At 73.7% G+C, this 24,087-nt stretch carries 22 protein-coding genes and 3 tRNA genes; 12 read left to right on the top strand and 13 right to left on the bottom strand.

Annotation, left to right across the window (positions count from 1 at the left end; genetic code table 11):
• Window positions 1-165: 165 nt before the first annotated feature.
• From ACGFSH_RS00875 to ACGFSH_RS00865, 3 genes are all read left to right on the top strand, one after another.
• Window positions 166-534 carry a hypothetical protein gene (locus tag ACGFSH_RS00875; RefSeq protein WP_393343607.1) on the top strand — a complete coding sequence of 123 codons (369 nt, stop codon included), beginning with the start codon at window positions 166-168 and terminating at the stop codon, window positions 532-534.
• 228 nt (window positions 535-762) lie between these two features.
• Window positions 763-1,350 (top strand): bifunctional DNA primase/polymerase, encoded by a 588-nt coding sequence (locus ACGFSH_RS00870; RefSeq protein ID WP_393343605.1) that lies wholly within the window; start codon window positions 763-765, stop codon window positions 1,348-1,350.
• Window positions 1,341-1,414: transfer RNA gene (locus ACGFSH_RS00865), tRNA-Lys, on the top strand. The genes ACGFSH_RS00870 and ACGFSH_RS00865 overlap by 10 nt, the downstream gene beginning before the upstream one ends.
• 62 nt (window positions 1,415-1,476) lie before the next feature.
• Here the strand turns inward: ACGFSH_RS00865 and ACGFSH_RS00860 are convergent.
• Window positions 1,477-2,796, bottom strand: coding sequence for a M6 family metalloprotease domain-containing protein (locus tag ACGFSH_RS00860; protein WP_393345439.1), 1,320 nt, complete (start codon window positions 2,794-2,796; stop codon window positions 1,477-1,479).
• A gap of 285 nt (window positions 2,797-3,081) precedes the next feature.
• On the opposite strand from ACGFSH_RS00860, the gene ACGFSH_RS00855 reads away from it, so the two are divergent.
• Window positions 3,082-4,962, top strand: coding sequence for a putative bifunctional diguanylate cyclase/phosphodiesterase (locus ACGFSH_RS00855; RefSeq protein ID WP_393343603.1), 1,881 nt, complete (start codon window positions 3,082-3,084; stop codon window positions 4,960-4,962).
• Here ACGFSH_RS00855 and ACGFSH_RS00850 read toward each other — a convergent pair.
• Window positions 4,941-6,119 carry an LLM class flavin-dependent oxidoreductase gene (locus ACGFSH_RS00850; RefSeq protein WP_393343601.1) on the bottom strand — a complete coding sequence of 393 codons (1,179 nt, stop codon included), beginning with the start codon at window positions 6,117-6,119 and terminating at the stop codon, window positions 4,941-4,943. The genes ACGFSH_RS00855 and ACGFSH_RS00850 overlap by 22 nt on opposite strands.
• A gap of 92 nt (window positions 6,120-6,211) precedes the next feature.
• Complete coding sequence (locus ACGFSH_RS00845) at window positions 6,212-6,943, bottom strand: decarboxylase (RefSeq protein ID WP_393343599.1); 732 nt, start codon at window positions 6,941-6,943, stop codon at window positions 6,212-6,214.
• Between the two features lie 407 nt (window positions 6,944-7,350).
• On the opposite strand from ACGFSH_RS00845, the gene ACGFSH_RS00840 reads away from it, so the two are divergent.
• Window positions 7,351-8,313, top strand: coding sequence for a D-2-hydroxyacid dehydrogenase (locus tag ACGFSH_RS00840; RefSeq protein ID WP_393343597.1), 963 nt, complete (start codon window positions 7,351-7,353; stop codon window positions 8,311-8,313).
• Between the two features lie 38 nt (window positions 8,314-8,351).
• Here ACGFSH_RS00840 and ACGFSH_RS00835 read toward each other — a convergent pair whose 3' ends face one another.
• The gene (locus ACGFSH_RS00835) at window positions 8,352-8,849 is read right to left on the bottom strand and encodes a cupin domain-containing protein (protein ID WP_393343595.1); all 498 of its coding nucleotides are present in this window, start codon (window positions 8,847-8,849) and stop codon (window positions 8,352-8,354) included.
• Between the two features lie 435 nt (window positions 8,850-9,284).
• Between ACGFSH_RS00835 and ehuB the strand changes: the two genes are divergently transcribed.
• The 6 genes from ehuB to ACGFSH_RS00805 all read left to right on the top strand — a co-directional run bounded on the left by ehuB (window position 9,285) and on the right by ACGFSH_RS00805 (window position 13,589).
• Window positions 9,285-10,211, top strand: a complete 927-nt coding sequence (gene ehuB, locus ACGFSH_RS00830) for an ectoine/hydroxyectoine ABC transporter substrate-binding protein EhuB (protein ID WP_393343593.1) — start codon at window positions 9,285-9,287, stop codon at window positions 10,209-10,211.
• Complete coding sequence (gene ehuC, locus ACGFSH_RS00825; RefSeq protein ID WP_393343591.1) at window positions 10,211-10,960, top strand: ectoine/hydroxyectoine ABC transporter permease subunit EhuC; 750 nt, start codon at window positions 10,211-10,213, stop codon at window positions 10,958-10,960. The genes ehuB and ehuC overlap by 1 nt, the downstream gene beginning before the upstream one ends.
• Window positions 10,957-11,604 carry an ectoine/hydroxyectoine ABC transporter permease subunit EhuD gene (gene ehuD / locus ACGFSH_RS00820; RefSeq protein WP_393343589.1) on the top strand — a complete coding sequence of 216 codons (648 nt, stop codon included), beginning with the start codon at window positions 10,957-10,959 and terminating at the stop codon, window positions 11,602-11,604. Before ehuC ends, ehuD begins: the two co-directional genes overlap by 4 nt.
• Window positions 11,594-12,418, top strand: a complete 825-nt coding sequence (gene ehuA / locus ACGFSH_RS00815; RefSeq protein WP_393343587.1) for an ectoine/hydroxyectoine ABC transporter ATP-binding protein EhuA — start codon at window positions 11,594-11,596, stop codon at window positions 12,416-12,418. Before ehuD ends, ehuA begins: the two co-directional genes overlap by 11 nt.
• 225 nt (window positions 12,419-12,643) lie before the next feature.
• Complete coding sequence (locus ACGFSH_RS00810) at window positions 12,644-13,402, top strand: IclR family transcriptional regulator (RefSeq protein WP_393343585.1); 759 nt, start codon at window positions 12,644-12,646, stop codon at window positions 13,400-13,402.
• A 113-nt stretch (window positions 13,403-13,515) separates the two neighbouring features.
• Window positions 13,516-13,589, top strand: a tRNA-Lys gene (locus ACGFSH_RS00805).
• Here the strand turns inward: ACGFSH_RS00805 and ACGFSH_RS00800 are convergent.
• From ACGFSH_RS00800 to ACGFSH_RS00780, 5 genes are all read right to left on the bottom strand, one after another.
• The gene (locus ACGFSH_RS00800) at window positions 13,555-15,246 is read right to left on the bottom strand and encodes an AMP-binding protein (protein WP_393343583.1); all 1,692 of its coding nucleotides are present in this window, start codon (window positions 15,244-15,246) and stop codon (window positions 13,555-13,557) included. The two genes, ACGFSH_RS00805 and ACGFSH_RS00800, sit on opposite strands and share 35 nt — an antisense overlap.
• Window positions 15,247-15,286: 40 nt before the next feature.
• Entirely contained in the window at window positions 15,287-15,754 is a 468-nt protein-coding gene (locus ACGFSH_RS00795) for a DUF3592 domain-containing protein (RefSeq protein ID WP_393343581.1), read from the bottom strand.
• 110 nt (window positions 15,755-15,864) lie between these two features.
• A complete protein-coding gene (locus tag ACGFSH_RS00790; RefSeq protein WP_393343579.1) occupies window positions 15,865-16,494 on the bottom strand; it encodes a lytic polysaccharide monooxygenase in 630 nt (209 codons plus the stop codon).
• A gap of 108 nt (window positions 16,495-16,602) precedes the next feature.
• Window positions 16,603-17,709, bottom strand: coding sequence for an SPFH domain-containing protein (locus tag ACGFSH_RS00785; RefSeq protein WP_393343577.1), 1,107 nt, complete (start codon window positions 17,707-17,709; stop codon window positions 16,603-16,605).
• Between the two features lie 130 nt (window positions 17,710-17,839).
• Window positions 17,840-19,228, bottom strand: a complete 1,389-nt coding sequence (locus tag ACGFSH_RS00780; RefSeq protein WP_393343575.1) for a peptidoglycan-binding protein — start codon at window positions 19,226-19,228, stop codon at window positions 17,840-17,842.
• Between the two features lie 204 nt (window positions 19,229-19,432).
• Between ACGFSH_RS00780 and ACGFSH_RS00775 the strand changes: the two genes are divergently transcribed.
• Window positions 19,433-19,506, top strand: a tRNA-Lys gene (locus ACGFSH_RS00775).
• 290 nt (window positions 19,507-19,796) lie between these two features.
• Here ACGFSH_RS00775 and ACGFSH_RS00770 read toward each other — a convergent pair.
• The 4 genes from ACGFSH_RS00770 to ACGFSH_RS00755 form a co-directional block, all read right to left on the bottom strand.
• Entirely contained in the window at window positions 19,797-20,624 is an 828-nt protein-coding gene (locus ACGFSH_RS00770; RefSeq protein WP_393343573.1) for a hypothetical protein, read from the bottom strand.
• A gap of 104 nt (window positions 20,625-20,728) precedes the next feature.
• Window positions 20,729-21,508, bottom strand: a complete 780-nt coding sequence (locus tag ACGFSH_RS00765; RefSeq protein WP_069769631.1) for an HAD-IIA family hydrolase — start codon at window positions 21,506-21,508, stop codon at window positions 20,729-20,731.
• A gap of 159 nt (window positions 21,509-21,667) precedes the next feature.
• Complete coding sequence (locus tag ACGFSH_RS00760; RefSeq protein ID WP_393343571.1) at window positions 21,668-22,564, bottom strand: LPXTG cell wall anchor domain-containing protein; 897 nt, start codon at window positions 22,562-22,564, stop codon at window positions 21,668-21,670.
• A gap of 207 nt (window positions 22,565-22,771) precedes the next feature.
• Window positions 22,772-24,022: an ROK family protein gene (locus ACGFSH_RS00755; RefSeq protein ID WP_393343569.1), complete on the bottom strand. Its 1,251-nt coding sequence runs from the start codon at window positions 24,020-24,022 to the stop codon at window positions 22,772-22,774.
• Window positions 24,023-24,087 lie beyond the last annotated feature (65 nt).

Below are 24,087 nucleotides of genomic sequence, written 5' to 3'. Positions count from 1 at the left end.
AGCCGGCGCGTGGGCCCGGCGGCGCCGGGAACATCGGGGGGCGTTCGAGGCTTGAGAGTCGGGGGCCGAATGGCTCCCGTGTCACCGGGGGACAATGGAAGGTGGTCCACTCCACCGGCGCCGTCCACCGGTGGCGTCATACGAACCGTACGAGGAGGTCGAGACATGGCGGAGCCCACGCCGCGTCGGAACGAACCGCGGCTACGCCCCGCGCCCCTGCTCTTCGAGCCCGCCGCCGCGACCGGTGACCCGGAGCACTTCTTCGACCTGGAGTCGATGGACGATCCGGGGGCGCTGCTGGCGCGGGCGACGGAGCTGACGCTCGCGTTCCGGGCGGCGGCCGACCGGGCGGTGGAGTTCCAGGCCGTGGCGGCCGCGCAACTCGCCGATCCGCGCCGCTTCGACCGGCTGACGGCGGCGGACATCGCCGACCGGGCCGAGTGGACCGAGGACTACGCGAAGAAGATGGTCGAGTTCGGCCGCGATCTGCTGCGCGGCGACGCCGAGGGCCGGGGCCCCGCCGACACCGTCTGAACACCACCCGGCGGCCCCCACGGCGCCGCCCTCGCTCGCCCGCGCCCCCCGGTCCCCGCGCGCGGGCACCCTGCGCCCCTCCCGCCGACACGGCCGACGCCCGCTGAGCCGGTACTTCAGCCCCCCTGGCATATGCCGGGCGGGCAAGATACTCCTCCTCGTCGCCCGGCGTCCCGTTTTCCGGCAACCCTGCGAAATCACCCGTTCACTCCAGGTAGACCTGACGGCATGAGCAGCGCATACGACGAACCTCTCGGCGTCACCCCGGACGGCGCGGCCTGGCTGGCGTCCGCCGGAACGTATCCGCGCAGCACGCTCGCGTTCTGGGAGGAGCGGCCACAGGCCCCGGTGGTCCTGCCGTGCGGCTCGGTGTTCGACATCGTGAGCGCGCCCGCGCTGTTCGGGCGGCTGATGCTCGACCGGCTGTGGGCCGAGGGGCCGGGCTCCGGCCCGGTGGCCGCGTTCCGCGGACGCACGCTGCTGTTCGCCGCTCCGGGCACCGCCCATCGCCTTCCGTCGCTGCTGGAGTGGGAGGAGTGGGGCGCCGACGGCCGCCGGGAGGGCCGCGCCGCGACCGTGCCGCCACTGCTGTGCCACGGCACCGGCGACGCGGTGACCGTGCCCGCGCTCACCCCCTCCGACGCCGGGTGCGCCACCCGCTGGATGGTGGCCCCGGACACCCGTCACCCCTGGCTGCCGGGGCCCGAGATCCTGCTGTGGGCGGCGGTCCGGGCGGCCCGCTCGGCGGTGCGCATATCGATTTCTCCTCCCCCCGACCAGGATGCTAAGGTCTACGACGTCAGCAGGCGCCGCTAGCTCAGTTGGTTAGAGCAGCTGACTCTTAATCAGCGGGTCCGGGGTTCGAGTCCCTGGCGGCGCACAGACGGCAGAGGCCCCTCGCGGAAGCGAGGGGCCTTTCGCATGCCCGGCGCGGGCGCGCTCTCAGAGGTTCACGCCCGGCGTGATCTTCACCGCCCACTCCCCCGACGCGGTGCGCGCCTCCACGTCGACGCGGACGCCGCTGCCGGGGACGGTGAAGCTCTCGCCGAGGCCCACCGGGGCGTCGGCGAGGGGCGGATAGACCGAGTTCTCCCAGCAGGCCTCGGTGTGCGGGTGGGCGTCGAGCACCTCCACGGGACCGCGGCCCGAACGGGCGCCGCTGCTCACGCGGTAGACGAGGATGCCGGTGCGGCAGGCCGCGCGGTCGCTGCCCAACGGGCCGCGCGCCTCGAAGGCGAGCGCGCTGTCGGGGCCGGTGCGCACCACCGCGAGCTTGAGGCCCTCGCCGAGTCCGAAGGCCGGCGGCCCGGAGGCGCGGGCGACCGGCACTCCGGGTCCCGCGGCCAGCGGCTCCAGGGTCAGCCGGGTCGGGCCCGGGCCGTGCACGCACGCCACCTGGCGGTCGTCCAGCCAGCCCAGCTTCCACTTGTGCCAGGCGAACAGGTCGGGGGCCAGGCCGAACTGGCTTCCCATCAGGTCCCAGTCGCCCACGTAGGTGTCCCAGTCGCCCTTGCCGTCGGCGGGCCGGTGGTAGAGGTCGGGCAGGTCGAAGACGTGCCCGGTCTCGTGGGCGAGGACGAGCCGGTCCGGGGGGTGCTTTTCGAAGACGGTGACGACGCGGGGGATGTCCGTGCCGTCTGCGTGCAGCGGGGTCTGGAGGTTGACGACCTTCGTGGCGTCCGAGTCGACGCCGGGTGCGTCCGGGTCGGCCACGAAGTAGACGAGGTCGTAGCGGGAGAAGTCGACGTGCGGGTCGGCCGCGGCGAGGGCGTCGCGCAGATAGGCGGCCCGGCCCTCGGGGCTCCAGTCGCGCTGTATGGCGTAGGCGGTGGACGGCTTCGGCATGCGGATCCACCGCTTGAGCGGGTGCGGGCGCAGGGTGAACCTGCCGTAGGAGGCCTGGCGGAAGAAGCGGGTGGTGGCCGGGAAGTGGTCGGCGGCCAGTTCGGCGGGGGTGGCCATGGGCGTCCAGTCGGGGAAGGACAGGAAGACCATGACCGCGTCCAGGGCGCGCGTCGGGCGGGGGTAGGCGGTGTTCCAGGTGTCCAGGCCCTCGGAGTGGTGGGCGTCGGTGCGGGCCAGGGCGCACGGCGTCGCGGAGTAGGGCCCGGCGACCGAGGGGCCGCCGATCAGGGAGGTGGCCGCGAGCGCGGAGAGGGTGGTGAACACGGCCGCCGTACTGCGCAGTCGGGGGCAGGGGAACAGTCGCACGGGTCGCGGCAGACGCGGCACAGAGACCTCCGGGGGCGGTTCACGGGACACCGCCACCCAGCCTGTGTGAATTTGTCGTACTACGCCCTGTTTGTCTGCCCCAGACGAGTGAGGCGACGGGAAACGGGCATCACCCCGACACCCCCGGAATTCTCACGGAACGTCACAAGCGGTCGTCCGCCCTCAGAACGGGGCCAGGTGCGGGCAGAAACGATCTGTCAGAAGAGCGGGTTGTTCCGGGACACTGGGCAGTGGCTGCGCGGGTCCGGGGGCAGCATCTATGATCGGCAGACTTTCCTGCACGGACAGAGATCGAGTGCACTGCGGGAGCGAGCGGTGAGCGGAACGTCCGAAGGGCCGACGCCCGCGGCAGACCTCGACCGGTCAGCCGTCACAGAGAGTGACATCGACAGTACGGAAGGCGGCCCTCCGGGGCGCCGGCCGCCGGCCTACCGCTCCGTCTTCGGCGCGGCGCCCCTCGCCATGGCCGTCGTCGACGGCGAGGGCCGTGTCGTCGACGCCAACGACGCGCTCGGCGCGCTCCTCGGCGGCGGCAGCGCGGCGCTGGTCGGACGGGTCGCCTCCGACCTGCTGGACCTGGCCTCCGACCCGCGGACCTGGCACGCGTACCGCGAGGTGCTGCGCGGCCGGCGGGCGAAACTGCGCTGCACCCGGCGGCTGAAGCAGCCCGACGGCCGCTCGCTGTGGACGCAGATCACCGTCTCCCCGCTCGACGCCGGCGAGCCCGGCGTACTGCTGTCCGTCACCGACGTCAGCGCCCACCGCGACCTCCAGGCACGGCTGCGCCACTTGCAGATGCACGACCCGGTGACCCGGCTGCCCAACCGCACCCTGTTCTTCGAGCGGGTGTCGGCCGCACTGGAGGCGGAGGCGTACGAACAGAGCGGAACCGGCCGGATCGGCCTGTGCTACCTGGACCTGGACGGTTTCAAGGCCGTCAACGACACCCTCGGGCACCGCGTCGGCGACCGGCTGCTGGCCGCCGTCGCCCAGCGGCTCACGGAGTGCGCCGCCGCGGCCGGGCAGACCCGGCCGAGCGTTCCGCTGGTGGCGCGGCTCGGCGGCGACGAGTTCGCCCTGCTGGTCGAGGACTCCACCGGCACCGACCAGCTCGCCGACCTGGCCGAGTGCGCGCTCAAGGCGCTCCAGGCGCCCTTCGACCTGGCCGGGCACCGGCTGAACGTCTCGGCGTCGATCGGGGTCGTGGAACGGCACGCCGCCGGCACCACGGCGACCGGGCTGATGCAGGCCGCCGACACGACCCTGTACTGGGCGAAGGTGGACGGCAAGGACCGCTGGACGCTGTTCGACCCCGAGCGCAACGCCCATCTGATGACCCGGCAGGCGCTGGCGTCGACGCTGCGGCCCGCCATCGAACGTGGCGAGTTCCGCCTCGACTACCAGCCGCTGGTCGGCATGTCCGACGGCCGGCTGCGCGGGGTGGAGGCGCTGGTGCGGTGGGACCACCCCCGGTTCGGGCTGCTGTCGCCGAATCGGTTCGTCGCGCTCGCCGAGGAGGACGGCTCGATCGTCCCGCTCGGACGATGGGTTCTGGCCACCGCCTGCCGGCAGGCCCGGCAGTGGCAGCTGGACAACCCCGACGAGGAGCCGCTGTTCGTCAGCGTCAACGTGGCGGTCCGTCAGGTGTGGGACTCCGACCTGGTGGCGGACGTGGCGAGGATCCTCGCCGAGACCGGGCTGCCGCCGCGTCTGCTGCAACTGGAGCTGACCGAGTCCGCGGTGATGGGCTCGGCGGGACGGCCGTTGCAGGCATTGCAGGCGCTCAGCGAGATGGGCGTGGGGATCGCCATCGACGACTTCGGCACCGGCTACTCCAACCTGGCCTATCTGAGCCGGCTGCCGGTGTCGGTGCTGAAACTGGACGGGTCCTTCGTGCGCGGCTTCCAGTACGAGAGCGACAAGGAGGGGGCCGCCCCGCCGAACCCGGCCGACCAGGTGGTCGTCGAGGCGATGATCGACCTCGCGCACCGGCTGGGGCTGACCGTCACCGCCGAGTGCGTGGAGACGTCCGCGCAGGCGACCCGGCTGCGCAGCATCGGCTGCGACACCGGGCAGGGGTGGCTGTACTCCCGCCCGGTGTCGCCGGACCGCATCTCCGAACTGCTCGGGGCGGACGCCGGGACGCGGCCCGCCCCGGACTCCGGGTCGCAGTCCTACGCCGTCGGCAACCCGTAGGCGTCGGCGACCAGTTCGTAGGAGCGCAGGCGCAGTTCGCCGCGGTGGGCGTGGCTGGTGAGCATCAACTCGTCGGCGCCGGTGCGCTTGTGGAGTTCATCGAGTCCGGCGCGGACCTCCTCGGCGGCGCCGTGGACGATGTTCGCGGTCCAGGAGTCGATGAACTCCCGCTCCATGGGGCCCAGTTCGTAGCCCTCCGCCTCTTCGGGGGAGGGGAACAGGCCGGGGCGGCCGGTGCGCAGGCGGAGCATGTTGACGCCGGTGGCCAGGACCTGGCGGCGGGCCTCGCGCTCGTCGTCGGCGGCGAGCACGGAGACGCCGATCAGGGCGTAGGGCTCTTCCAGCACCGCGGACGGCCGGAACGACTCCCGGTACAGGTCGAGCGCCGGGACGGTGTTCTGCGCGGAGAAGTGGTGCGCGAAGGCGAAGGGCAGGCCGAGCACCGCGGCCAGCCGGGCGCTGAAGCCGGAGGAGCCGAGCAGCCAGACCGGCGGCCGGTGCGGTGACTGGACGCCGCCCGGCGACGAGCCCTGCACCGGGCCGGGGATGGCGTGGATCCTGCGGTAGGGGTGGCCGTCGGGGAAGTCGTCGTCCAGGAAGCGGATCAGCTCGGCGAGCTGCTCGGGGAAGTCGTCGGCGCCCTCGTTCAGCGTGGCCGACCTGCGCAGGGCGGCGGCCGTCGCGCCGTCGGTGCCCGGGGCGCGGCCCAGTCCGAGGTCGACGCGGTGCGGGGCCAGCGCCTCCAGGGTGCCGAACTGCTCGGCGATGACCAGGGGGGCGTGGTTGGGCAGCATGACGCCGCCGGAGCCGAGCCGGATGCGCTCGGTGTGCGCGGCGAGGTGGGCCAGGATCACGGCGGGCGAGGAGGACGCGACGCCCGGCATGGAGTGGTGCTCGGCGACCCAGTAGCGGTGGAAGCCGCGGGACTCGGTGAGCCGGGCGAGGTCGACGCTGGTGCGCAGGGCGTCGGTCGCGGTCCGGCCGGAGCCGACGGTGACCAGGTCCAGCACGGACAGGGGCACGGGGGCGCTCCCGAGCGCCGTGCCGCGGATCTCGTCCGCGGCCGTGGCACCGGTCGCCGCCGTCCCGGTGGCCGGCGCATCGGCTCCGGCCGTCCCGGTGGCCGTCGTCTCGTCCGCCGTCTCGTCCGCCGCCACGGGGGTCCTCCTGTCGTCGACCGTGTGTCCGTCCTCGTCGCACCAACAGGAGGCTGTCCCCGCTTATTCCCGGCCGCGGGCGGCCCACCGGCTCAGACCTGCACGGTCGGCTCCCGCACGAACAGCGCGCCGAGCCCCGGCGCGTGCACGCGGCGGTCCGTCAGGCGCAGCGCCTCCCAGACGGTGACCTGGTTGGCGGTCAGGACGGGCTTGCCGAGTGCCTCCTCCAGCGCGGGCAGCCAGGCGGCCGTGTGCAGGGCGGTGCTGGGCAGCAGGACCGCCTGCGCGTCGGGGGTGTCGGCCGCCCGGGCGAGGGCGAGCACCTCCGCCTCGCCCCACGCGCCGGCCTCGGCCGCGCCGGCGGCCCCGCCGCCGCGCACGCCGGTCACCTCCAGTCCGCCCGCGCGCAGGAAGTCGGCGAACAGCGCGGTCACGTCCTGCGGGTAGACCGCGGCGACGGCGACCCTGGCGGCCCCGACCTCGCGGGCCGCGTACACGAAGGCGAAGGAGGTGGAGGAGGCCGGCATCCCGGCGGTGACGGCCAGGGTGCGCACCTGCTCCTGGGCGCCGTCCCAGCCGTGCACGAAGCCGCCGCTCGTGCAGGCCCACACGACCGCCTCGGCGCCGGCGAGCCGCAGCTGCTCGACGCCCTTCGCGAGCCGTTCGGGCGCGCCGAGCCCCCTGAGCGCGTCGACCCGGTGGGTGTCCTCGCCGACGTCCGTGTGGACCAGGTCCACCCGGATGTCGCTGCCCAGGAGCTGCTCGATGCGGGGGTAGTCGTCCTCGGCCGAGTGGCCCGGGTAGAGGATTCCGAGTGCGGTCATGTCCAGCCTTCCTGCTGCTGCTCATCGTCCGGCGGTACCGGGCCTCCCGCGGTGCGGAGCGTCGCCGCGGCGCACGGGTGTCCGGCGGTTCGGCGGGCCGCACGCGCGCCGGGGCTTCCAGCAACGCCTGTACGGTCCCACCGCTCGGGTACCCAGTCGGCGCAACGCCGCCCACACGGTCACCTGGTTGGCCGAGATGACCGGTATGCACGATTCGGGCTCCGGACGGGGGCCGGGCGGGTCCGGGGCCCGGGAGCGGCGCGGGGCGGCCGGGCCGCGCGCAGCGGCGGACGGGCCGGGACGCAACGCGGCGGCGCGGCGGCCGTGTTGACGACCGCGGGTCCGGGTGCCAACGTGGTCGATCCGCGCACGTCGGACACATGGGTCACGGACGAGGGGGGCACCGGATGGGCGACGCCCCGGAGGCTCTCCCGACGCTGCTCGTCCTCGACGCCGACCCCCTCCCCCGGCTGGGGCGGCTCACCGGACGGGCCCGGGTGCTGCACACCGACGAGGCCTCGCTCGCAAAACGGCTCCCGGCCGCGGACGTGCTGCTCGTCTGGGACTTCACCTCGCACGCGGTGCGCGCCGCCTGGCCGGGCGAAGGGCCGCGGCCGCGCTGGGTGCACACCGCGAGCGCGGGCGTGGACCACGTGATGTGCCCGGAACTGGCCGCGTCGGACACGGTGGTGACGAACGCCCGCGGCGTCTTCGACGAGCCGATCGCCGAGTACGTCGCCGCGCTGGTGCTGTCGATGGCCAAGGACCTGCCCCGCACCTGGGAGTTCCAGCAGCGCGGCGCGTGGGTGCACCGGGAGACCCGGCGGGTCGCCGGGGGCCGGGCCGTGGTCGTCGGGTCCGGGCCGATCGGACGGGCGATCGCCCGCACGCTGAAGGCGCTCGGGCTGACCGTCGCGGTCGTCGGCCGGGTCCCGCGCACCGGCATCCACGGCCCTCAGGACCTGGACCGGCTCCTGGCCCGCGCCGACTGGGTGATCGCCGCCGCCCCGCTCACCGAGCAGACGCGCGGCATGTTCGACACCCGCCGGTTCGGCGTGATGCAGCCCTCCGCCCGGTTCGTGAACGTCGGCCGCGGACAGCTGGTCGTCGAGGACGCGCTGGTGCGGGCGCTGGAGCGGCGCTGGATCGCGGGCGCCGCGCTGGACGTCGTCTCCGACGAGCCGCTCGCCCCCGACAGCCGGCTGTGGCGGGTTCCGGGGCTGCTGATCTCACCCCACATGAGCGGCGACACCATCGGGTCGTCCGACGAACTCGGCGCTCAGTTCGTGGACCTGTTCGAGCGGTGGGCGGCGGGCCGGCCGCTGAAGAACGTGGTCGACAAGCAGCGCGGCTACGTGCCCGGCCACTGACGGCCCAGGGGGCCGGTGCCGCAGAGGGGCACGGACGGTCAGGCGGTGGCCGGGGCGGTGCGGCGCAGCTCCTCCTGCCAGACCGGGCTCGCGAAGTAGTGGTTGTCGTACCGCTCGGAGCTCGCCCGGATCTCCTCGACGTCCGCCTCGCCGCGGTACACCCGCTCCAGCAGCCGGTAGTAGTCGAAGCGGTGCAGGCCGGGGGTGAACAGGACGAGCAGTTCGGCGGTGCTGTCGACGCCCGGCGCGAACGCGTGCGGGACGGTCGGCGGGACGGTCAGGAAGTCGCCGGCGCCCAGGGTGCGCACCTCGTCGCCGACCAGGAAGCGCATCGTGCCGTCCAGGACGAGGAAGACCTCGGTCGCCTTGGTGTGGAAGTGGGCGGGGGCGCCGGGCGAGCCCTTGGCGAAGGTCGCCTTGTTGGCGGTGAGGGCCCCGTCGGTGGCGCCCGCGTCGGCGAGCAGGGTGATCAGGCTGAGGGCGCCGTCCTGCACGGTCTCGGCGTGGTCGGCGCGGACGAGGAGGGGGCTGCTCATGGGGACTCCCGGAGGTCGGTCGATGGTCCCGCGGACGAAGCCGCAGGACCGGCACACAGATCAATCTAGGCGGCCGAAAGACCCGGCGAGGGGTTCAATTCCGAGGCACTCTCGTGGGTCAATTCGGGAGTCGATGTCATGGGTCGACGTCACGGGTCGACGTCGTGGGTCGATCCGGCCGACAGCCGCACGCGCGCGGCGGGACCGCCCGCCGGGCGACGGCCCCGTCCACGGCGGAACGGGGGCGCTCGCGCGGGCCGGCCGGGGCGGGCCCGCGGGCGTCTTTGCCATGGCGACGGTCCGGTCCGCACCTGCGCGACTCCCGCGGACGGACGGACGGGGCAGGCGGGCCCGCCCGGCAGACCGCGGGGCGGGCGGTCAGCCGTGCCGAAAGCCACCGGCATGACTCGTGTGATGTCGGGTAGCTGCGCGCCCATGGCTCGACCACATGCAAACCGACCAGAAACCGCCGGCAGACCCTCCCGTGGGCTGAGCCGCCGTTCGCTCTTTGCGGGAGCGGTGTCGCTGGGCATCGCGGGAAGCCTCGGGGCGGCCGGGTGCAGCCGTGTCCCGGACGGCGGAAAGGTGCTGGGAGGCAGCCTCCTGGACACCCTGCGCGATCAGGGATCCGTGAAGATCGGCATCGCGAGCGAGCCACCCTTCGGCTACGTCGGGGAGGACGGCCGGGCCACCGGAGAGGCGCCCGCGATCGCGGAGGCGGTGTTCAAGAAGCTCGGCATCGACGACGTCAAGCCGGTGCCCGTGGACTTCGGCGCCCTGATACCCGGCCTGAAGGCGCGGCAGTTCGACGTGGTGTCCGCGGGGATGTACATCAACCCGGTCCGCTGCGAGCAGGTGCTGTTCGCCGACCCGGACTATCTGATGCTGGACTCCTTCATCGTCAGGAAGGGCAACCCGCACGGCATCAGGACGTACGCCGACATCGAGAAGAAGGGGCTGAAACTCGCCTCCGGAAAGGCGTACGCCCAGATCGACTACGCCAGGGCGGCCGGCATCGGCGACGTCCTGGTCCTGCCGGACCAGGTGGCCGGGCTGGACGCGGTGGCCCAGGGCCGGGTGGACGCGTTCGCGGGCACCCGCATCACGGTCAGGTCGGCGGTGGCGGGCTCCGCGCGCGTGTCGGCGACCGAGCCGTTCCAGCCGGTGGTCGACGGCAAGCCCGCCTACGGCGCGGGCGGCTTCGCCTTCCGGCAGTCCGAGCGCAACCTCCGCGACGCCTTCAACGCGGAACTGCTGAAGCTGAAGCGGGACGGCTACCGGGAACTCCTGAAGATCGTCGGCCCGTTCGGCTTCACCGAGGCCGACATGACCGACCTGACGGCGAAGGAGCTGTGCGGCTGATGATGAGTGCGCAGTTCTTCACGACCTGGTTCCTGCCGGGCGTCTGGATCACCGTCCAGGTGACCTTCCTCTCGGCCGTCCTGGCTGCGGCGGTCTCCTTCGGGATCGGTCTCGCCCGCGGCTCGCGCCTGTGGATCGTCCGCTTCGTGGCCGGCGTCTACTTCGAGGTCTTCCGCGGCATGTCGGCACTGGTGCTGATGTTCTGGATGTTCTTCGCGCTGCCCCTCTTCGGCTGGCAGCTGGAGCCCTTGTGGGCGGGCGTGAGCGCGCTGGGCCTGACCTACGGGGCCTACGGCTCCGAGATCGTCCGCGGCTCGCTGGCCGCCGTCCCGACGGCGCAGAAGGAGGCGGGCGTGGCGCTCGACTTCACCCGGTGGCAGCGGCTGCGCCTGATCGAACTGCCGCAGGCCTGGCCCGAGATGATGCCGCCGTTCAACAATCTGCTGATCGAGCTGCTGAAGGGCACCGCCCTGGTCTCGGTGATCACGGTGGCCGACATGACGTTCGCGGGCAACCTGCTGCGGCTGGGCACCAACGAGACCACCCCGGTCTACACGCTGCTGCTGGTCCTGTACTTCCTCCTCGCCTTCGTCATCACCCGCGGCATGCGGATGCTGGAGCGCAGGGCCAAGGCCGGGGTCGGCGAACTGCCGAGGAAGACGCGCGGCGGTGGCGGGACCGGCACGGGCGGCGGCGCGCGCGGCGCGGGCCTGCCCGCCGGTCCGCGGTCCGCGGGAGGTGTGCGATGAACTGGGACTGGAACGTCGTCGACGACTTCATGCCGCGGTTCTGGGACGGGGTGCTGGTCACCCTCCAGGCGCTGGCCGTCGGCAGCCTGATCGCCTTCGCCCTGGGCCTGGTCTGGGCCCTCGCGCAGCGCTCCGCGCGCGTGTGGGTGCGCTGGCCGGTCGTCGCGGTGACGGAGTTCATCCGCAACACCCCGCTGCTGGTGCAGCTGTTCTTCCTGTTCTACGTGGTGCCGAACTTCGGCCCCTCGATGTCGCCGCTCACCACCGGGATCGTCGGCCTCGGGCTGCACTACTCCACGTACACCGCCGAGGTCTACCGGGCGGGCATCGACGGCGTCCCGGCCGGCCAGTGGGAGGCGGCCACGGCGCTGAGCCTGTCCAGGGGCCGCACCTGGCGGGTGGTGATCCTTCCGCAGGCGATCCGCCGGGTCGTCCCGCCGCTGGGCAACTACGTCATCGCCATGCTCAAGGACTCGCCGATGATCGCCACCATCGGCGCGTTCGACATGCTCGGCGAGGCCCAGACCTTCAGCAACGAGACCTTCACCACGGAGGCGCTCACCGTGGTGGGCGTGGCGTTCATCGTCATCGCCTACCCCGCCTCCCTCCTGATCCGACTCCTGGAGCGACGCCTTGTCCGCTGACACCGACACCGCACAGACCGCCGACGCCGTCGCCAACCCGCCGGTGGACGGCAGCGAACTGATCCGCTTCGACCAGGTCACCAAGCGGTTCGGCGACAACACCGTCCTCGACCGGCTCGACTTCTCCGTCGACTCCGGCAAGCACGTCACCCTGATCGGCCCGTCCGGTTCCGGCAAGACGACGATCCTGCGGCTGCTGATGACGCTGGCCACGCCCGACGAGGGCACGATCAGGGTCGGCGGCCAGTACCTCACCCACGAGGAACGCAACGGCAAGCTCGTCCGGGCCGGCGAGAAGCACGTGCGCGAAGTCCGCAAGAACATCGGCATGGTGTTCCAGCAGTTCAACCTCTTCCCGAACATGAAGGTGCTGCGCAACATCACCGAGGCACCGGTCACCGTCCTCGGCCTGTCCAGGGACGAGGCCGAGGAGCGCGCCCGTGACCTGCTCGAACTCGTCGGGCTGAGCGAGCACGTCGACAAGTACCCCACGCAGTTGTCCGGCGGCCAGCAGCAGCGGGTGGCGATCGCCCGGGCGCTGGCGATGCGGCCCCAGGTCCTGCTGCTGGACGAGGTGACCTCCGCGCTGGACCCGGAGCTGGTGGCCGGCGTCCTGGACGTGCTGCGGGACATCGCCCGCACCACCGACATCACGATGCTCTGTGTGACGCACGAGATGAGCTTCGCGCGGGACATCTCGGACCAGGTCCTGATGTTCGACGCCGGCCGCGTCATCGAGTCGGGCCCGCCGGAGAAGATCTTCAGCGAGCCGGAGCGGGAACGGACCCGGGAGTTCCTCGGCGCCGTGCTGTGACCCGGCCCGGCCCCCCGCGCCCGGTCCGGGCACACGGTCCGGACGCACAGTCCGGACACAGAGGGGCGGGCATATGCCGTCGGAACAGTCCGCGTGCGGGGAGGAGGCGGAATCCTCTCCACCCCCTCCCCGCAGGGCAGTTGGCCGTTATGGTGGAAGCGGTTCACTGACCGGATTACGGCCCACTACAGCAGCGCAGCCGGCACGGCTGACGCAGGGGGAACCGTGGCGCTGAAGCACGAGCCGACCGCGCCGTACCACTCGGCCCAGGAGGCGCTGCGCGTCCTGGAGACGGTGGCACGGCACTCCACCGGTGTCACCGACGACGAACTCGCCCGCGGGAGCGGCCTCGGCGCGGAGCGGCTGACCACGCTCCTGCGCATGCTGCGCCGCGAGGGCTACGTGGAGCAGATCGCCGACGGGGCGTACGTCTCCGGCGACGCCCTCGCCCGGCTGGGATCCGCGCACCACCGGGAACAGGCCCTGCGCGACAAGCTCCAGCACACCCTGGACCGGCTCCGCGACTGCGTCGGCGCCGCCGTCTACATCAGCCGGTACGTCGACGGCGAGGTCACCATCACCCAGTACGCCGACGGTCCCGCCACGCCGGCCGTCCACGAATGGGTCGACTTCCGCTCCTCGGCGCACGCCACCGCGCTCGGCAAGAGCCTGCTGGGCCAGCTCGACCACAACGGCCGCCGCGACCACCTCTCGCGGCACAGGATGGCCCGGCTCACCTCGCGCACCATCACCAGCGACAAACTGCTGCTCTCCCGTCTGGAGGCGCAGCCGCCCACGGTCCCGGTGCTCGATCTCCAGGAGTACGCGATCGGCACGGTCTGCGCGGCCGTCCCGCTCACCGCCGGGGCCACGGCCGGCTGTCTGGCCCTGTCCCTGCCGGTCGCCCACGCCCACCGGCTGCGCCAGGCGGCCGAGACGCTGAACAGGAACGCGGCGCCGGTGCTGCTGTCGCTGGCCATCTGAGACCCGCCCGCGGGGGCGCGGCGGCGGGTGCGGCGGGGTGGTCGGAAGCACCCCCGCGGACCAGGTAGTATTTTCTCCGTCGCCAGCCGCCGAAGGCGGAGGGCGGGAGTCATGCGCCGCTAGCTCAGTTGGTTAGAGCAGCTGACTCTTAATCAGCGGGTCCGGGGTTCGAGTCCCTGGCGGCGCACAGTGGAAGGGCCTCTCGTGGACACGGGAGGCCCTTCGCCTTGCCCGGCGGGACCGGTCAGGCCGGCCTCCCCCGCCGCGAGCCGGCGATAGCCGCCCTCCCCGGGCGGACGCCACCACACGGGATCGGCGCAGTGCGGTCCCTCGCGCCGCAGCAGCGCCCGGTGGATCTTGTTCGTGGCGGTGACGGGCATCCACTCCACCACCCGCACGAACCGGGGCGCCATCTTCGTGCCGAGGTCGGGCTGGGCGTCCAGGAAGGCGGCGAAGTCCGCGGGATCGAAGGTCCCGGCCAGCGCCGCCATCACCTGGTCCCCGGTCACCGGGTCCGGCACCGCGTAGACGGCGACGGCCGCCGCCCCCTCGTACCGGGCGAGGATGTTCTCGATCATCGCCGCGGCCAGGTTCTCGCCGTCGACGCGGAGCCGGTCGTCGGTGCGGCCCGCGAAGTACAGGTAGCCCGCCCGGTCGCGGAAGAAGAGGTCGCCGGTCCGGTACGCGCCGTCCGCGCCGCGCCGCTCCGCCTCCGCCGCGGGATTGCGCCAGTAGCCCTCGAAGGGGTTCGGCCCCCGGTTGACCAGTTCGCCGATCGCCTCGTCGCCGTTCAGCAGCCGTCCCGCCGCGTCGAACACGGCCGGCGGACACTCCGCGCCCGATTGCGGGTCGAGGACGACGAGACCGGCGCCCGCCGGGCCGACCGCTCCCGCCGGAGTCCCCGGCGACCACTGCACCGCCGCCCCGCCCTCGGAGGAGCCGTACCCCTCCACCAGGCGCACGCCGAACCGCCGCTCGAACGCCGCCGCGTCCACCGCGCCCGCCTCGGTGCCGAAGCCCAGCCGGAGCACGTGGTCGCGGTCGTGCGGGCCCGGCTCGGTGGCCAGGACGTACTGGACGGCCCGGCCGACGTAGGTGAAGTAGGTCGCCCGGTAGCGCCGCACGTCGGCCAGGAACCCGGAGGCCGAGAAGCGCCGGCGCAGCGCGACCCCGGCGCCGGCCGTCAGCGCGGGCGCCCAGTCGGCGATCACCGCGTTGCCGTGGAACATCGGCATGCAGACGTAGTGGACGTCGTCCGGGCCGACGGAGAACTGCCCGGCCAGCGAGCGGCCGGCGGCGGCCAGCCGGCCCTGGGTGCAGATCGCGGCCTTGGGCGCGCCGGTCGAGCCGGAGGTGAAACAGAGCAGGAGCCGGTCGGCCGGGGTGGCCCGCGAGGGGTCCGGGCGGGCGTCCGCGTAGGGGGCCAGCAGGGCGCCGTACTCCGCCGTGTCCGTGCCGAGCAGCCGGACGCCCGGAAGGTCGAGGCCCCGGAGGAGCCGCAGGTGGGCGGAGTCGGTGATCAGCAGCCGGCACTGGGTGTGCAGGATGTCGCGGGCCAGTTCGGGGCCGCGCCGGGTGGAGTTGATCCCGGCGACGGCCGCCCCCGCGAGGGCCGCGGCCGACAGCCACAGGGGGTACTCCGGTGTGTTGTCCAGCAGCACGCCCAGGTGCGGCGGGCCGTCCGGTGGCAGCAGGTCGTGCAGCAGGGCGGCGCGGGCGGCGGCGCCCGCGGCGACCTCGTGGTGCGTGAGGACGGTGTCCTCGCACCACAGTCCCGGCCGGCGATCGCCCCAGCGGGCCGCGACGAGTTCGGCGACCGTGCCCGCCGCCCTGATGGAGTCCATGGCCGCGCAGGGTAGTTGACGCTCCGTCAGATGTGGAGGGTCACGGCATCGGCATCACTTCGCCCGCCTCGTCGAACATCAGGTGGACGCCGATCATGAAGAAGACGCAGAAGGCGAGGGCGGCGGCCAGGAAGCCCAGCAGGCATCCCGACTCGGCGAAGAGCCGGCCACGGGCCGGGGCCTTGGCGGTCGCCTCCTCGGGACGGACCGCCGCGTAGCGGACGGTGACGACGTCGCCCTCCAGGATCGTCCCCGGGCCGTCCGCCTCCTCGAAGCGCACGACCCGGCCGTCACGGGTGGTGAACTCGAAGACATGGTGAAGGGTCGTGCCGATCGCGGTGTCACCGCCACCGCTGAGCGTCGTGTACGCCCGCAGGCAGCGCGCCTGCGCGGTCAGGCCGCTGCTCCAGGCCCGCGCGATCCGCCGGGACTTGGCCAGCACGCGGGACATGCCGAACAGCAGTCCCGCCGCCATCACGCCCGGGACGACGTAGAAGAACGCTTCCATGAACTCCCCCGATGTTCCCTGTACGCCGGCCTGGTCGGGCCGGCGTGCAGGGAACGTACCCGTGCGCGGGCACGGGGGACCTCAAGCGATGCTCAGGAATGCCGTCCCGTTCAGAACGTGACGTCCGAGCACGCGTAGAAGGCGTTGGCCGTGTCGGCGATCGTCCACACCGCGACGATCATGTGACGTCCGCTGAGCCCGGACGGCAGCGTGCCGCTGTGGGAGAGGGTCGACGGGGGCCGCTGACCGCCGTAGGGCACGGTCAGGAACGGGGTGAGGGTGAGGTCGGAGCGGGCCAGGTCGTGGTTCTGGTTCCAGCCCTGCCGGGTGACGTAGTACTTGAAGTCGGTCGTGGCGTGCATCGCGGTGAACTGCCAGCGGAAGGTGTAGCTCTGACCGCCGGTCAGCCTGGTCGTGGGCCATGCCCCGCCCGAGGGGGTCCTCGGGCTGTCGAGCTGGGCGAAGCGGGTGTTGCCGCCGGAACAGATCCGGCCGTCCGCGGGGCCGGAGGCCGGGAAGCCCTTCGGCCCCTCGACGCTCTGCGGCTCCCACTGGATGTCGCCGCAGTTGGCGACCGAGCCGTTCTGGCAGAGCTTCTGCCGGCTCACGGGGAGGTCGGTGTAGCCGTGGCCGCTCGCGCCCCCGGCGGTGAGCACGAAGGCCCCCGCCGTGGTGAGTCCGAGCGCGGCCGCGTACCACCTGGTCTTCTTGCCGGTTCCTCTTCGGGTCTTCTCGCGCATGCTGGCGCTCCTGGTGAACGTGGGGAGTTCAGGAGTTCGGTGAACCGTGCCGTGCAGGTCTAGACCAAGTTTGAGATTATTGCCGATTCTTGGCCATGTCCAGACCAATCACGCCTGCTCCTGCCGCCCCGCGCAGAACGCCACCGTCAGGTCCTTCACCAGCGCCTTGCGCTCGTAGTCGTCCAGCTCCACCAGCCCCCGCATCGTCAGCCGGGTCACCGTGTCCTCCACCGAGTCGACCACGGACGTCAGCACCGTCGCCCGGTGCTGGGCGTCGAGCGCGGCGATCCGGCGGCGGTGCATCGCGGCGGCCACCTCGGGCGCGTACTCGATCCGGACCGGCCGCACCGAGAACACCTCCAAACCGATCGCACCGGCCTCCGCCGCCACCAGCCTGCTCAACGCCTCCGCCGACGCCTCCACCGAACCGCGCCCCGCCGCCGGCGTCTCCACCGGGACCCGCACCAGCGCCGCCTCCACGCACTCGCGCAGATACGTCTCGTGGTCCTCCACACCCAGCGTGGCCCGCGCGGTGTCCCGCACCCGCCACACCACCAGCGCCACCACCCGCAGCGCCACACCGCTGCCGTCCGCGGCCGGCATCGGCTCACTGCGCCAGTGCCGCAGCCGCACGTCCACCCGCCGGCGCAACAGCAACGGGTTCACCCACAGCAGGCCGGTGCGCCGCACGGTCCCCCGGTAGCGGCCGAATAGGCCGAGCACCCAGGCCCGGCCGGTCCGGCCCCGGGCGAGCCCGCCGAAGCCGAACAGCCCCAGCGCGCCCGCCCCCGCGTACACCGCCCACTGCGCCGGTCCCAGCCCGGCGCCCGCGAACTCCGGCAGCCGCAGCGCCCGCACCGCGACCCGCGGCAGCACCCCGGCCCACCACGAGGCGGCCACACAGCCCGCCACCCCGCAGGCCCCGGCGAACACGCCCAGGACGCCCGGCAGCACCCGGGCCGGCCGCTCCACCAGGCCGGGGTCGACCTGCGCCGCCGGACGCGGCTTGACCGACGCTGGGCGGCGCAGCCGCGGCTGCTCCCCGGTGCCCGTCCGGCTGCCCACCACGGCGGGCGCCAGCGGCACCGGCCGCGGCTCCGGCTCGTCCCGGAACAGCAGGTGGACGGGGATCTCCGTGGTCGCCTCGTTCTGGATGAGCCGGGCGGGCCGGGCCGGCCCCTCGGGCTCGGGTGTCGGTGAAGTGGTCGTGTGCACTGCGTGCCTCCAGCCTCCGCGCCAGATACGCCATGACAGGGGTGACGAGGGTTACCAGGATTACGAGAGTGACGTGGAATGACGAGTGACGAGAGCGAGGGGGACGACGGGCGACGAGGGTGACGGGCGGCTACGAGAAGAGGCGGCGCCAGGTCTCGGGGCCCGGGTAGCCGTCGGCGGCGCCGCCGCGCCAGCCCTGGGCACGCTGGAAGGCCTCGACCGCGCGCCGGTCCGCCTCGCCCCAGAGCGGACCCGGACCCGTCGTGTAGAACCTGCCGAACCCCTTCGCCGCCAGCCGCGCCCCCAACTGCGTGACGGACGCGCTCCGCACCCCTGGCCGGAACACCGCCCGGCCCGGATAGGCGGGAACGCGCGCCCCGGCGGGCGTGCCGGGCGCCCCCGCCGCGCCGCTCCCGGCCCCCGCGCCCGCAACCCCACCGGCGCCGCCCGCCCCGATGTTCCGGCCCTTGCCGGTGACCAGCAGCGACCAGGTCCGGGGGCCCGGCAGGCCGTCGGCGTCGGCCCCGCTCCAGCCCTGCGCCAGCTGGAACGCCTGCGTGGCCCTGCCGTCGGCCGCCGACCAGCGCGGGCCCGGCCCCGAGCCGTAGAAGCGCCCGCCGCCGCGCTCGACGAGGAGCCGGCCGAGCAGGGTGACGTACGCGTTGTCCGCGCCGGGTCCGAAGGCCGCCCGCCCCGGGAACGGCGTCGTCGGCGCGCTCCCGCCCGCGGCCTTGCCCCCGCCCCCGGCGGCCCCCGCCTCCGGGCCGGCCGGCGCGGGTGAGGTGAGCCCCTTGTAGCGATAGGGGATGTACTGGTCCGAATGGCTCCAATAGGCATAGGGAGTGGCCTGGCGGCGAGTGGTCGGACGGGTCTGCTCGTAGACGACGTAGTAGCTGTGCGTGTAGTCCGTCCAGCCACCGAAAAGGACGACGTGCGAGCCTTTCTCGGGGTCGGACGCGTTATGGAACAGCAGAATGTCGCCGGGCTGGAGTTCCTCCTTGGTAATTCTCGTGCCGAACTGGTTGAGGCTGCCCGTCCACTCGTTGCCGGGCAGGTTCCAGGCCATGGAGACGAATCCGGAGCAGTCCTGCCGGTAACCGTCGTACCAGTAGGCGCCCATGCTGTACGGAACCTGGGCCGAGACCCACAGTTTCGCCCGCCGGACGATGTCCGCCCGGGTGGTCGGGGGCGTCCGGACCGGCCCCGTCAGCCCCGGGGGACGCGCCGGCTGTCCGGCCGGTCCGTGCAGCGGCGCCTTGCGTCCCTGGGGGGTCGCGGGTTCGTCACCTGCAGGGACACCGGGCCGGTCCGGCGCGTGCGGTGCCGCGACGGCGGGTGCGGCGTGCGCCGCGCCGAGCGTCGCGGCCGTCGCGGTGGCGACGACCAGGGCACGGCGGGCGGAGGGGTGGCCGCCGAACGCGACGGGCGGGGAAAGGCGGGCCGCCCGCCGCCGCGCCACGCATCCGGGACAGTCGCAGTCGCTCTCGGGATCGAATTCCTCGAATACCGGAGCCTCCATGCGATTCCCCTCACACTGCAGCTGGAAATGTCCGCGACTGTGCACGCCCGCAGTTTCTCAACTGTCTTCCGGACGCGCATGCTGACGGTCCGAATGATGTAAGGGGAACCCGCCCGGCCCAATGCGGCCGTCCGCCGACCGGGGCGCGGGCCGCGGGTGGTCCTGGGCACCCTCGCAGGTCCTGTAGAGTTGTCCCGTCAGCAGGCGCCGCTAGCTCAGTTGGTTAGAGCAGCTGACTCTTAATCAGCGGGTCCGGGGTTCGAGTCCCTGGCGGCGCACAGACATCGAAGGCCTCTCGCGAGAGCGAGGGGCCTTCGTTCGTGTCGCACCTTTGCTGGGTACCTCTTGTGTCAGAGCCCCGGCCGCCCCCGACCGTCCGTGGCTTCGCGCAGCCTCCCGCGCCGGACGCCGGGTCACTCCCGCAACCCGAGCGCGCGCGGTCGAGGACCGGTCCGGTCGACGGTTTCGGGGGAGCGGGCCGCCGACCGGACCAGGTGACGTCGCCCCGGGCCGCCCGGCCTCGCACGACGACGCCCCGGGCGCCCGGCCCGCAGGGCGACGGCAGCGGTCAGTCCGCCCCGGGCCGCCGTCGCAGACCGCGCAACGCGACGACGGCCGCGGCGACGCCCGCGAGCACCAGCCCGACGACGGCCTGCACCGTCCCCGGACCGCGAGCGTCCACCCGCACCTCCTCGACCGACGCCGGCGGAGCCGCCCCGCCCCCGCCCGCCCGCACCGGAGCACCGGGGGAGGCCGAAACGACGGGAGGCGCGGGAGGGGAGAGAGGCGCGGGAGGGCCGGGAACGGCCGACGCGGCGGGCGGGGCTGACGCCACGGGAACGGCGGGAGGCGCCGGAGGGCCGGCGGGGGACGGAGAAGCGGGAGGAACCGGACGGGCGGACGGGGCGTCCGAGTGGCGCGCCCCGACGTCGATGCCTACTTCGATTCGCGCATCGGCCCCCGCATCGACTTCCTCACCCGCCCCGGTCCCGGGAACGTGGGTCACCGGCTTGTGCACCTCGATCCGGCTCCGGGTCTTCCCGCCCTTCACCGGACCGCCCTCGCAGGTGATCCGCACGTCGTAGCCGCCCGCGGCGAGCGTGGAGCGGACCCGGGTGTCGCCGACGAGTGCGCCTTCGGCATCGTCCGCGACGACGAGCCGCGCGTCCGCCACGAAGGCGGCCGAAGCCGCGGTGGCCGTCCTGCCGCGGCACCCGGTGGCCTTCAGCGTGACCTCGGATCCCGGCGACGGCCTGGCCGGCGTCACGGACACGCCGCCGCCCCCGCCCCGGCCCGCAGTGTCACGCCCGCCGTCGCCCGAGGCGTACCCCGCGGGGACGAGCACCGCGGCGACGACCGCGGCGCCCGCACAGACGGTGATCTTCAAGAAACCCATCGTGAACCTCCAGCTCTCTGGAGACTCCCCCGCCGTGACCCCCGGCGCATCCTGCTGCGGGACGCCGCTGCTCCGTACGGGTGGGCAGCGCGCAGCCGCGGGTTTCAGATCCGGTCGACGAGATCCGCGATCGAGTCCACGACCTTCGACGGGCGGTAGGGGAAGTCCTCGACCTGCTCGGGGCGGGTCAGACCGGTGAGGACCAGGAAGGTCTGCATCCCGGCCTCCATGCCCGCCAGCACGTCGGTGTCCATGCGGTCGCCGATCATCGCGCTGGTCTCGGAGTGGGCGCCGATGGTGTTCAGCCCGGTGCGCATCATCAGCGGGTTGGGCTTGCCCGCGAAGTACGGCTTCTTGCCGGTGGCCTTGGTGATCAGCGCGGCGACCGCCCCCGTGGCCGGCAGCGCGCCCTCGGCGGAGGGACCGGTCTCGTCGGGGTTGGTGCAGATGAAGCGGGCGCCGTCGTTGATGAGCCGGACGGCCTTGGTCATGGCCTCGAACGAGTAGGTGCGGGTCTCGCCGAGGACGACGTAGTCGGGCTCGTGGTCGGTGAGGATGTAGCCGATGTCGTGCAGCGCGGTGGTCAGGCCCGCCTCGCCGATGACGTACGCGGTGCCCTCGGGCCGCTGGTCGTCCAGGAACTGGGCGGTGGCCAGCGCGGAGGTCCAGATGTTCTCGATCGGCACGTCCAGACCCATCCGCCGCAGACGGGCGTGCAGGTCGCGCGGGGTGTAGATCGAATTGTTGGTGAGGACCAGGAACGGCTTTCCGGACTCGCGCAGTCTCTTCAGGAAGGCGTCGGCGCCGGGGATCGGAACGCCCTCGTGGATGAGCACACCGTCCATGTCGGTGAGCCACGACTCGATGGGCCTGCGGTCTGCCATGTGCGGGGTCTCCCTGCCGTACGCGAGTACGCGGTTGCTGCGCGTGCATGCGGTCGCTGCGTGCGCCTCAGCCTAGTCACAGGCCCGATCTTGAGGGAATGGCCGGTTCCGTACCGTCCACCGGCTGGGACGCGGGCGGGCGCGCGGGCGCGGGGCGGTTCAACGGCGCCGACGGGCCAGCAGCAGGGCCGCGCCGGCGGTGAGGAGGCAGCCGGCGGCCGCGGCGAGCACCGCGGGCGACGCCAGGCCGGTGCGCGCCAGCTCCTCGGCCTCGTCGGCGAGGGAGAGGCCGCCGGTGCCGGCGGAGGCGTCGGGACGGGGGACGGGCGGTGTCGCGTCGCCCGCCGCGGCCCCGCCCGTGGCGTCGCTCCTCGGGTCGGCCGTCGTCCCGGCCGTCGTCCCGGCCGTGGGAGCGGTGGTGGCGTCGGTGGCCGGGCCGGTCGTGGGGTCTTTCGTGTCGCGGCCCGTGGCCGGGCCGGAGTCGGCCTCGACGGAGAAGCGGTAGTCGTTGGACTGCCCGATCCAGTCTCCGTCGTCGCCGTGCCGCTGGACGACCGCCGCGTTGACGGTGACGGCGTTGGCCTCGGCGTCCGGGGCCAGGGCGAGCCGCAGCTTGACGGTGAGGGTCCGGCCGGGGCCCACGCTGAACCCCGGGAAGGCGGCGCACGCGTCGTCGCCGGTGAACGCGCCGACGAGTTCGTCGTCGTCCGTGTGCTCGAAGCGGACCGGGCAGGGCCGGCCGCCGGCGTAGAAGTCCAGTCGCGGCTGGGACGGTTTCAGATTCCGTCCGGCGTCGACCAGGACGACCACCGGGTGGACCGCGGCGCAGGCGCTGCGGGTGGTGTTGGTGAGGTCGAGATACCAGACGCCGTATCCGCCGCCCGCCCGGTAGGAGGCGGGGCCGCCGTGGATACGGGTCCTGAGGGGGAAGTCACCGGCGGCGGCGCCGGAACAGCCCGGACCGGGTTCCGCCCGGGCGGGGGCGGGGAGGAGGGCGGCGGGGAGGAAGGCGGCGGCCGCGGCGAGGCACAGGGAGACGGGCGGGCACAGTCGCATGAACACGTGAGCCTGCCCGGCCTCCCGCCCGGCCCCCCGAAGGCGCACCGCACGACCGTGCGAATCCCCTCGTTCGGGCGAGCCCGGCCCGAGCCGCCGGACCCGGCCCGGTTCACCCCGCTCGGGCCGCCCGACAGCCGTGCCGGACCTGTCGTGCCGGACCGCCGTGCCGGACCTGTCGCACCGGACCTGTCGCGCCGGACCGTGTCAGCCCGTCTCGCGGCCGAAGAGGGGGGCCAGGAGCAGTTGGGCCGCGCCCCGGGCCACCGCGCCGGCGCCGTGGGGGGCGAGGCGGACCCGGACGGCGTCCTCCGGCGAGCCCTCCCGGCGGGCCCGGGCCCGCAGAACGGCCGTCACACCGTGGAGGAACGGCTCCGGCGCGGCCGCGATCGCGCGGCCGCCCAGCAGTACGGCGTCGATGTCGAGCAGCCCGGCCAGGTTCGCCGCGCCCTCGCCGAGGACGCGCGCCGCCTCGCCGGCGTCCCCCCGGCCGAGGGCGGCCAGGCACAGGGCCTCGACACAGCCCCGGTTGCCGCAGGAGCAGGGCGGCCCGTCCAGCTGGATGACCTGGTGCCCGAACTCGCCCGCGCCGGTGCGTGCGCCACGGTGCAGGGTCCCGCCGATGACGAGTCCCGCGCCGAGGCCGGTGCCCAGATGGACGCAGGCGAACGAGCCGCCCTCGCCGTCGACCGCGAGACCGAGCGCGGCCGCGTTGGTGTCCTTGTCGACGACCACGGGCGCGCCGAGCCGCTCCGCCAGGGCGTCGCGCAACGGGAACCCGTCCCACTCGGGGAAGCCGGTGACCCGGTGCAGCACCCCCCTGGCATGGTCGAGCGGCCCGGGAAGGGCCACCCCGACCCCGAGAAGGGGCGGCGAGACAGGGATGCGGTCCGGCGCGACGACAGCCACGGCACTGCCGTCCGCTGCTGTCGCGGTGCCGTCCGCGGCCACTGCGGAGGGCTCCGCATCCCCTGCCCCCGCCGCTCCCGCCGACATTTCCGTTGCCGTTGCCGTCGCGGAAGGAGGGCCGGGGGGTGCGGCTTCGAGGAGCCCTGTCACCTCCCGGGTCACCGCGTCCAGCACCGGCCGCGCCCCGGCGCCCAGGGACAGCGGGGCCCGCCGCTCCCGCACCACTCGTCCGTCGAGCCGGGCGAGCACCACTCTCAGCTCGTCGCGGTCGAGGTGGACCCCCACCGCGTGGCCCGCCTCGGGCACCAGCCGCAGCACCGTGCGCGGCTTGCCGCCGGTGGACGCGCGGCGGCCCGCCTCCGCCGCCAGCCCCTCCTGCCGCAGCCGTGCGGTGATCTTGCTGACGGCCTGCGGGGTGAGCCCGGTGCGCTCGGCGAGTTCCAGGCGGCTGATGCCGTCCGGGCCCGCCGTGCGCAGCAGGTCGAGCACGAGCGCGGTGTTGTGGCTGCGCAGGCCCAGGAGGTTGACGCCCGCGTCCGTCCTGTTCACTGCCGGCCTCCGGCGGTCCTGTTCACGGACCCATTCTGCCCCCTGCTTGCACTTTGGCAACAGCG

The organism is Streptomyces sp. NPDC048481 (assembly GCF_043200075.1).
In the GTDB taxonomy this organism is placed as follows: domain Bacteria; phylum Actinomycetota; class Actinomycetes; order Streptomycetales; family Streptomycetaceae; genus Streptomyces.
The sequence above is the reverse complement of the archived record's forward strand: the minus strand, read 5'-3'. Positions and strand labels throughout refer to the sequence as shown.

Coding starts and splice junctions, on each gene's coding strand:
- ACGFSH_RS00875 (WP_393343607.1), top strand. CDS start 166: ATGGCGGAGCCCACGCCGCGTCGGAACGAACCGCGGCTACGCCCCGCG.
- ACGFSH_RS00870 (WP_393343605.1), top strand. CDS start 763: ATGAGCAGCGCATACGACGAACCTCTCGGCGTCACCCCGGACGGCGCG.
- ACGFSH_RS00845 (WP_393343599.1), bottom strand. CDS start 6,943: ATGACCGCACTCGGAATCCTCTACCCGGGCCACTCGGCCGAGGACGAC.
- ACGFSH_RS00840 (WP_393343597.1), top strand. CDS start 7,351: ATGGGCGACGCCCCGGAGGCTCTCCCGACGCTGCTCGTCCTCGACGCC.
- ACGFSH_RS00835 (WP_393343595.1), bottom strand. CDS start 8,849: ATGAGCAGCCCCCTCCTCGTCCGCGCCGACCACGCCGAGACCGTGCAG.
- ehuB (WP_393343593.1), top strand. CDS start 9,285: ATGGCTCGACCACATGCAAACCGACCAGAAACCGCCGGCAGACCCTCC.
- ehuC (WP_393343591.1), top strand. CDS start 10,211: ATGATGAGTGCGCAGTTCTTCACGACCTGGTTCCTGCCGGGCGTCTGG.
- ehuD (WP_393343589.1), top strand. CDS start 10,957: ATGAACTGGGACTGGAACGTCGTCGACGACTTCATGCCGCGGTTCTGG.
- ACGFSH_RS00800 (WP_393343583.1), bottom strand. CDS start 15,246: ATGGACTCCATCAGGGCGGCGGGCACGGTCGCCGAACTCGTCGCGGCC.
- ACGFSH_RS00795 (WP_393343581.1), bottom strand. CDS start 15,754: ATGGAAGCGTTCTTCTACGTCGTCCCGGGCGTGATGGCGGCGGGACTG.
- ACGFSH_RS00790 (WP_393343579.1), bottom strand. CDS start 16,494: ATGCGCGAGAAGACCCGAAGAGGAACCGGCAAGAAGACCAGGTGGTAC.
- ACGFSH_RS00780 (WP_393343575.1), bottom strand. CDS start 19,228: ATGGAGGCTCCGGTATTCGAGGAATTCGATCCCGAGAGCGACTGCGAC.
- ACGFSH_RS00770 (WP_393343573.1), bottom strand. CDS start 20,624: ATGGGTTTCTTGAAGATCACCGTCTGTGCGGGCGCCGCGGTCGTCGCC.
- ACGFSH_RS00765 (WP_069769631.1), bottom strand. CDS start 21,508: ATGGCAGACCGCAGGCCCATCGAGTCGTGGCTCACCGACATGGACGGT.
- ACGFSH_RS00760 (WP_393343571.1), bottom strand. CDS start 22,564: ATGCGACTGTGCCCGCCCGTCTCCCTGTGCCTCGCCGCGGCCGCCGCC.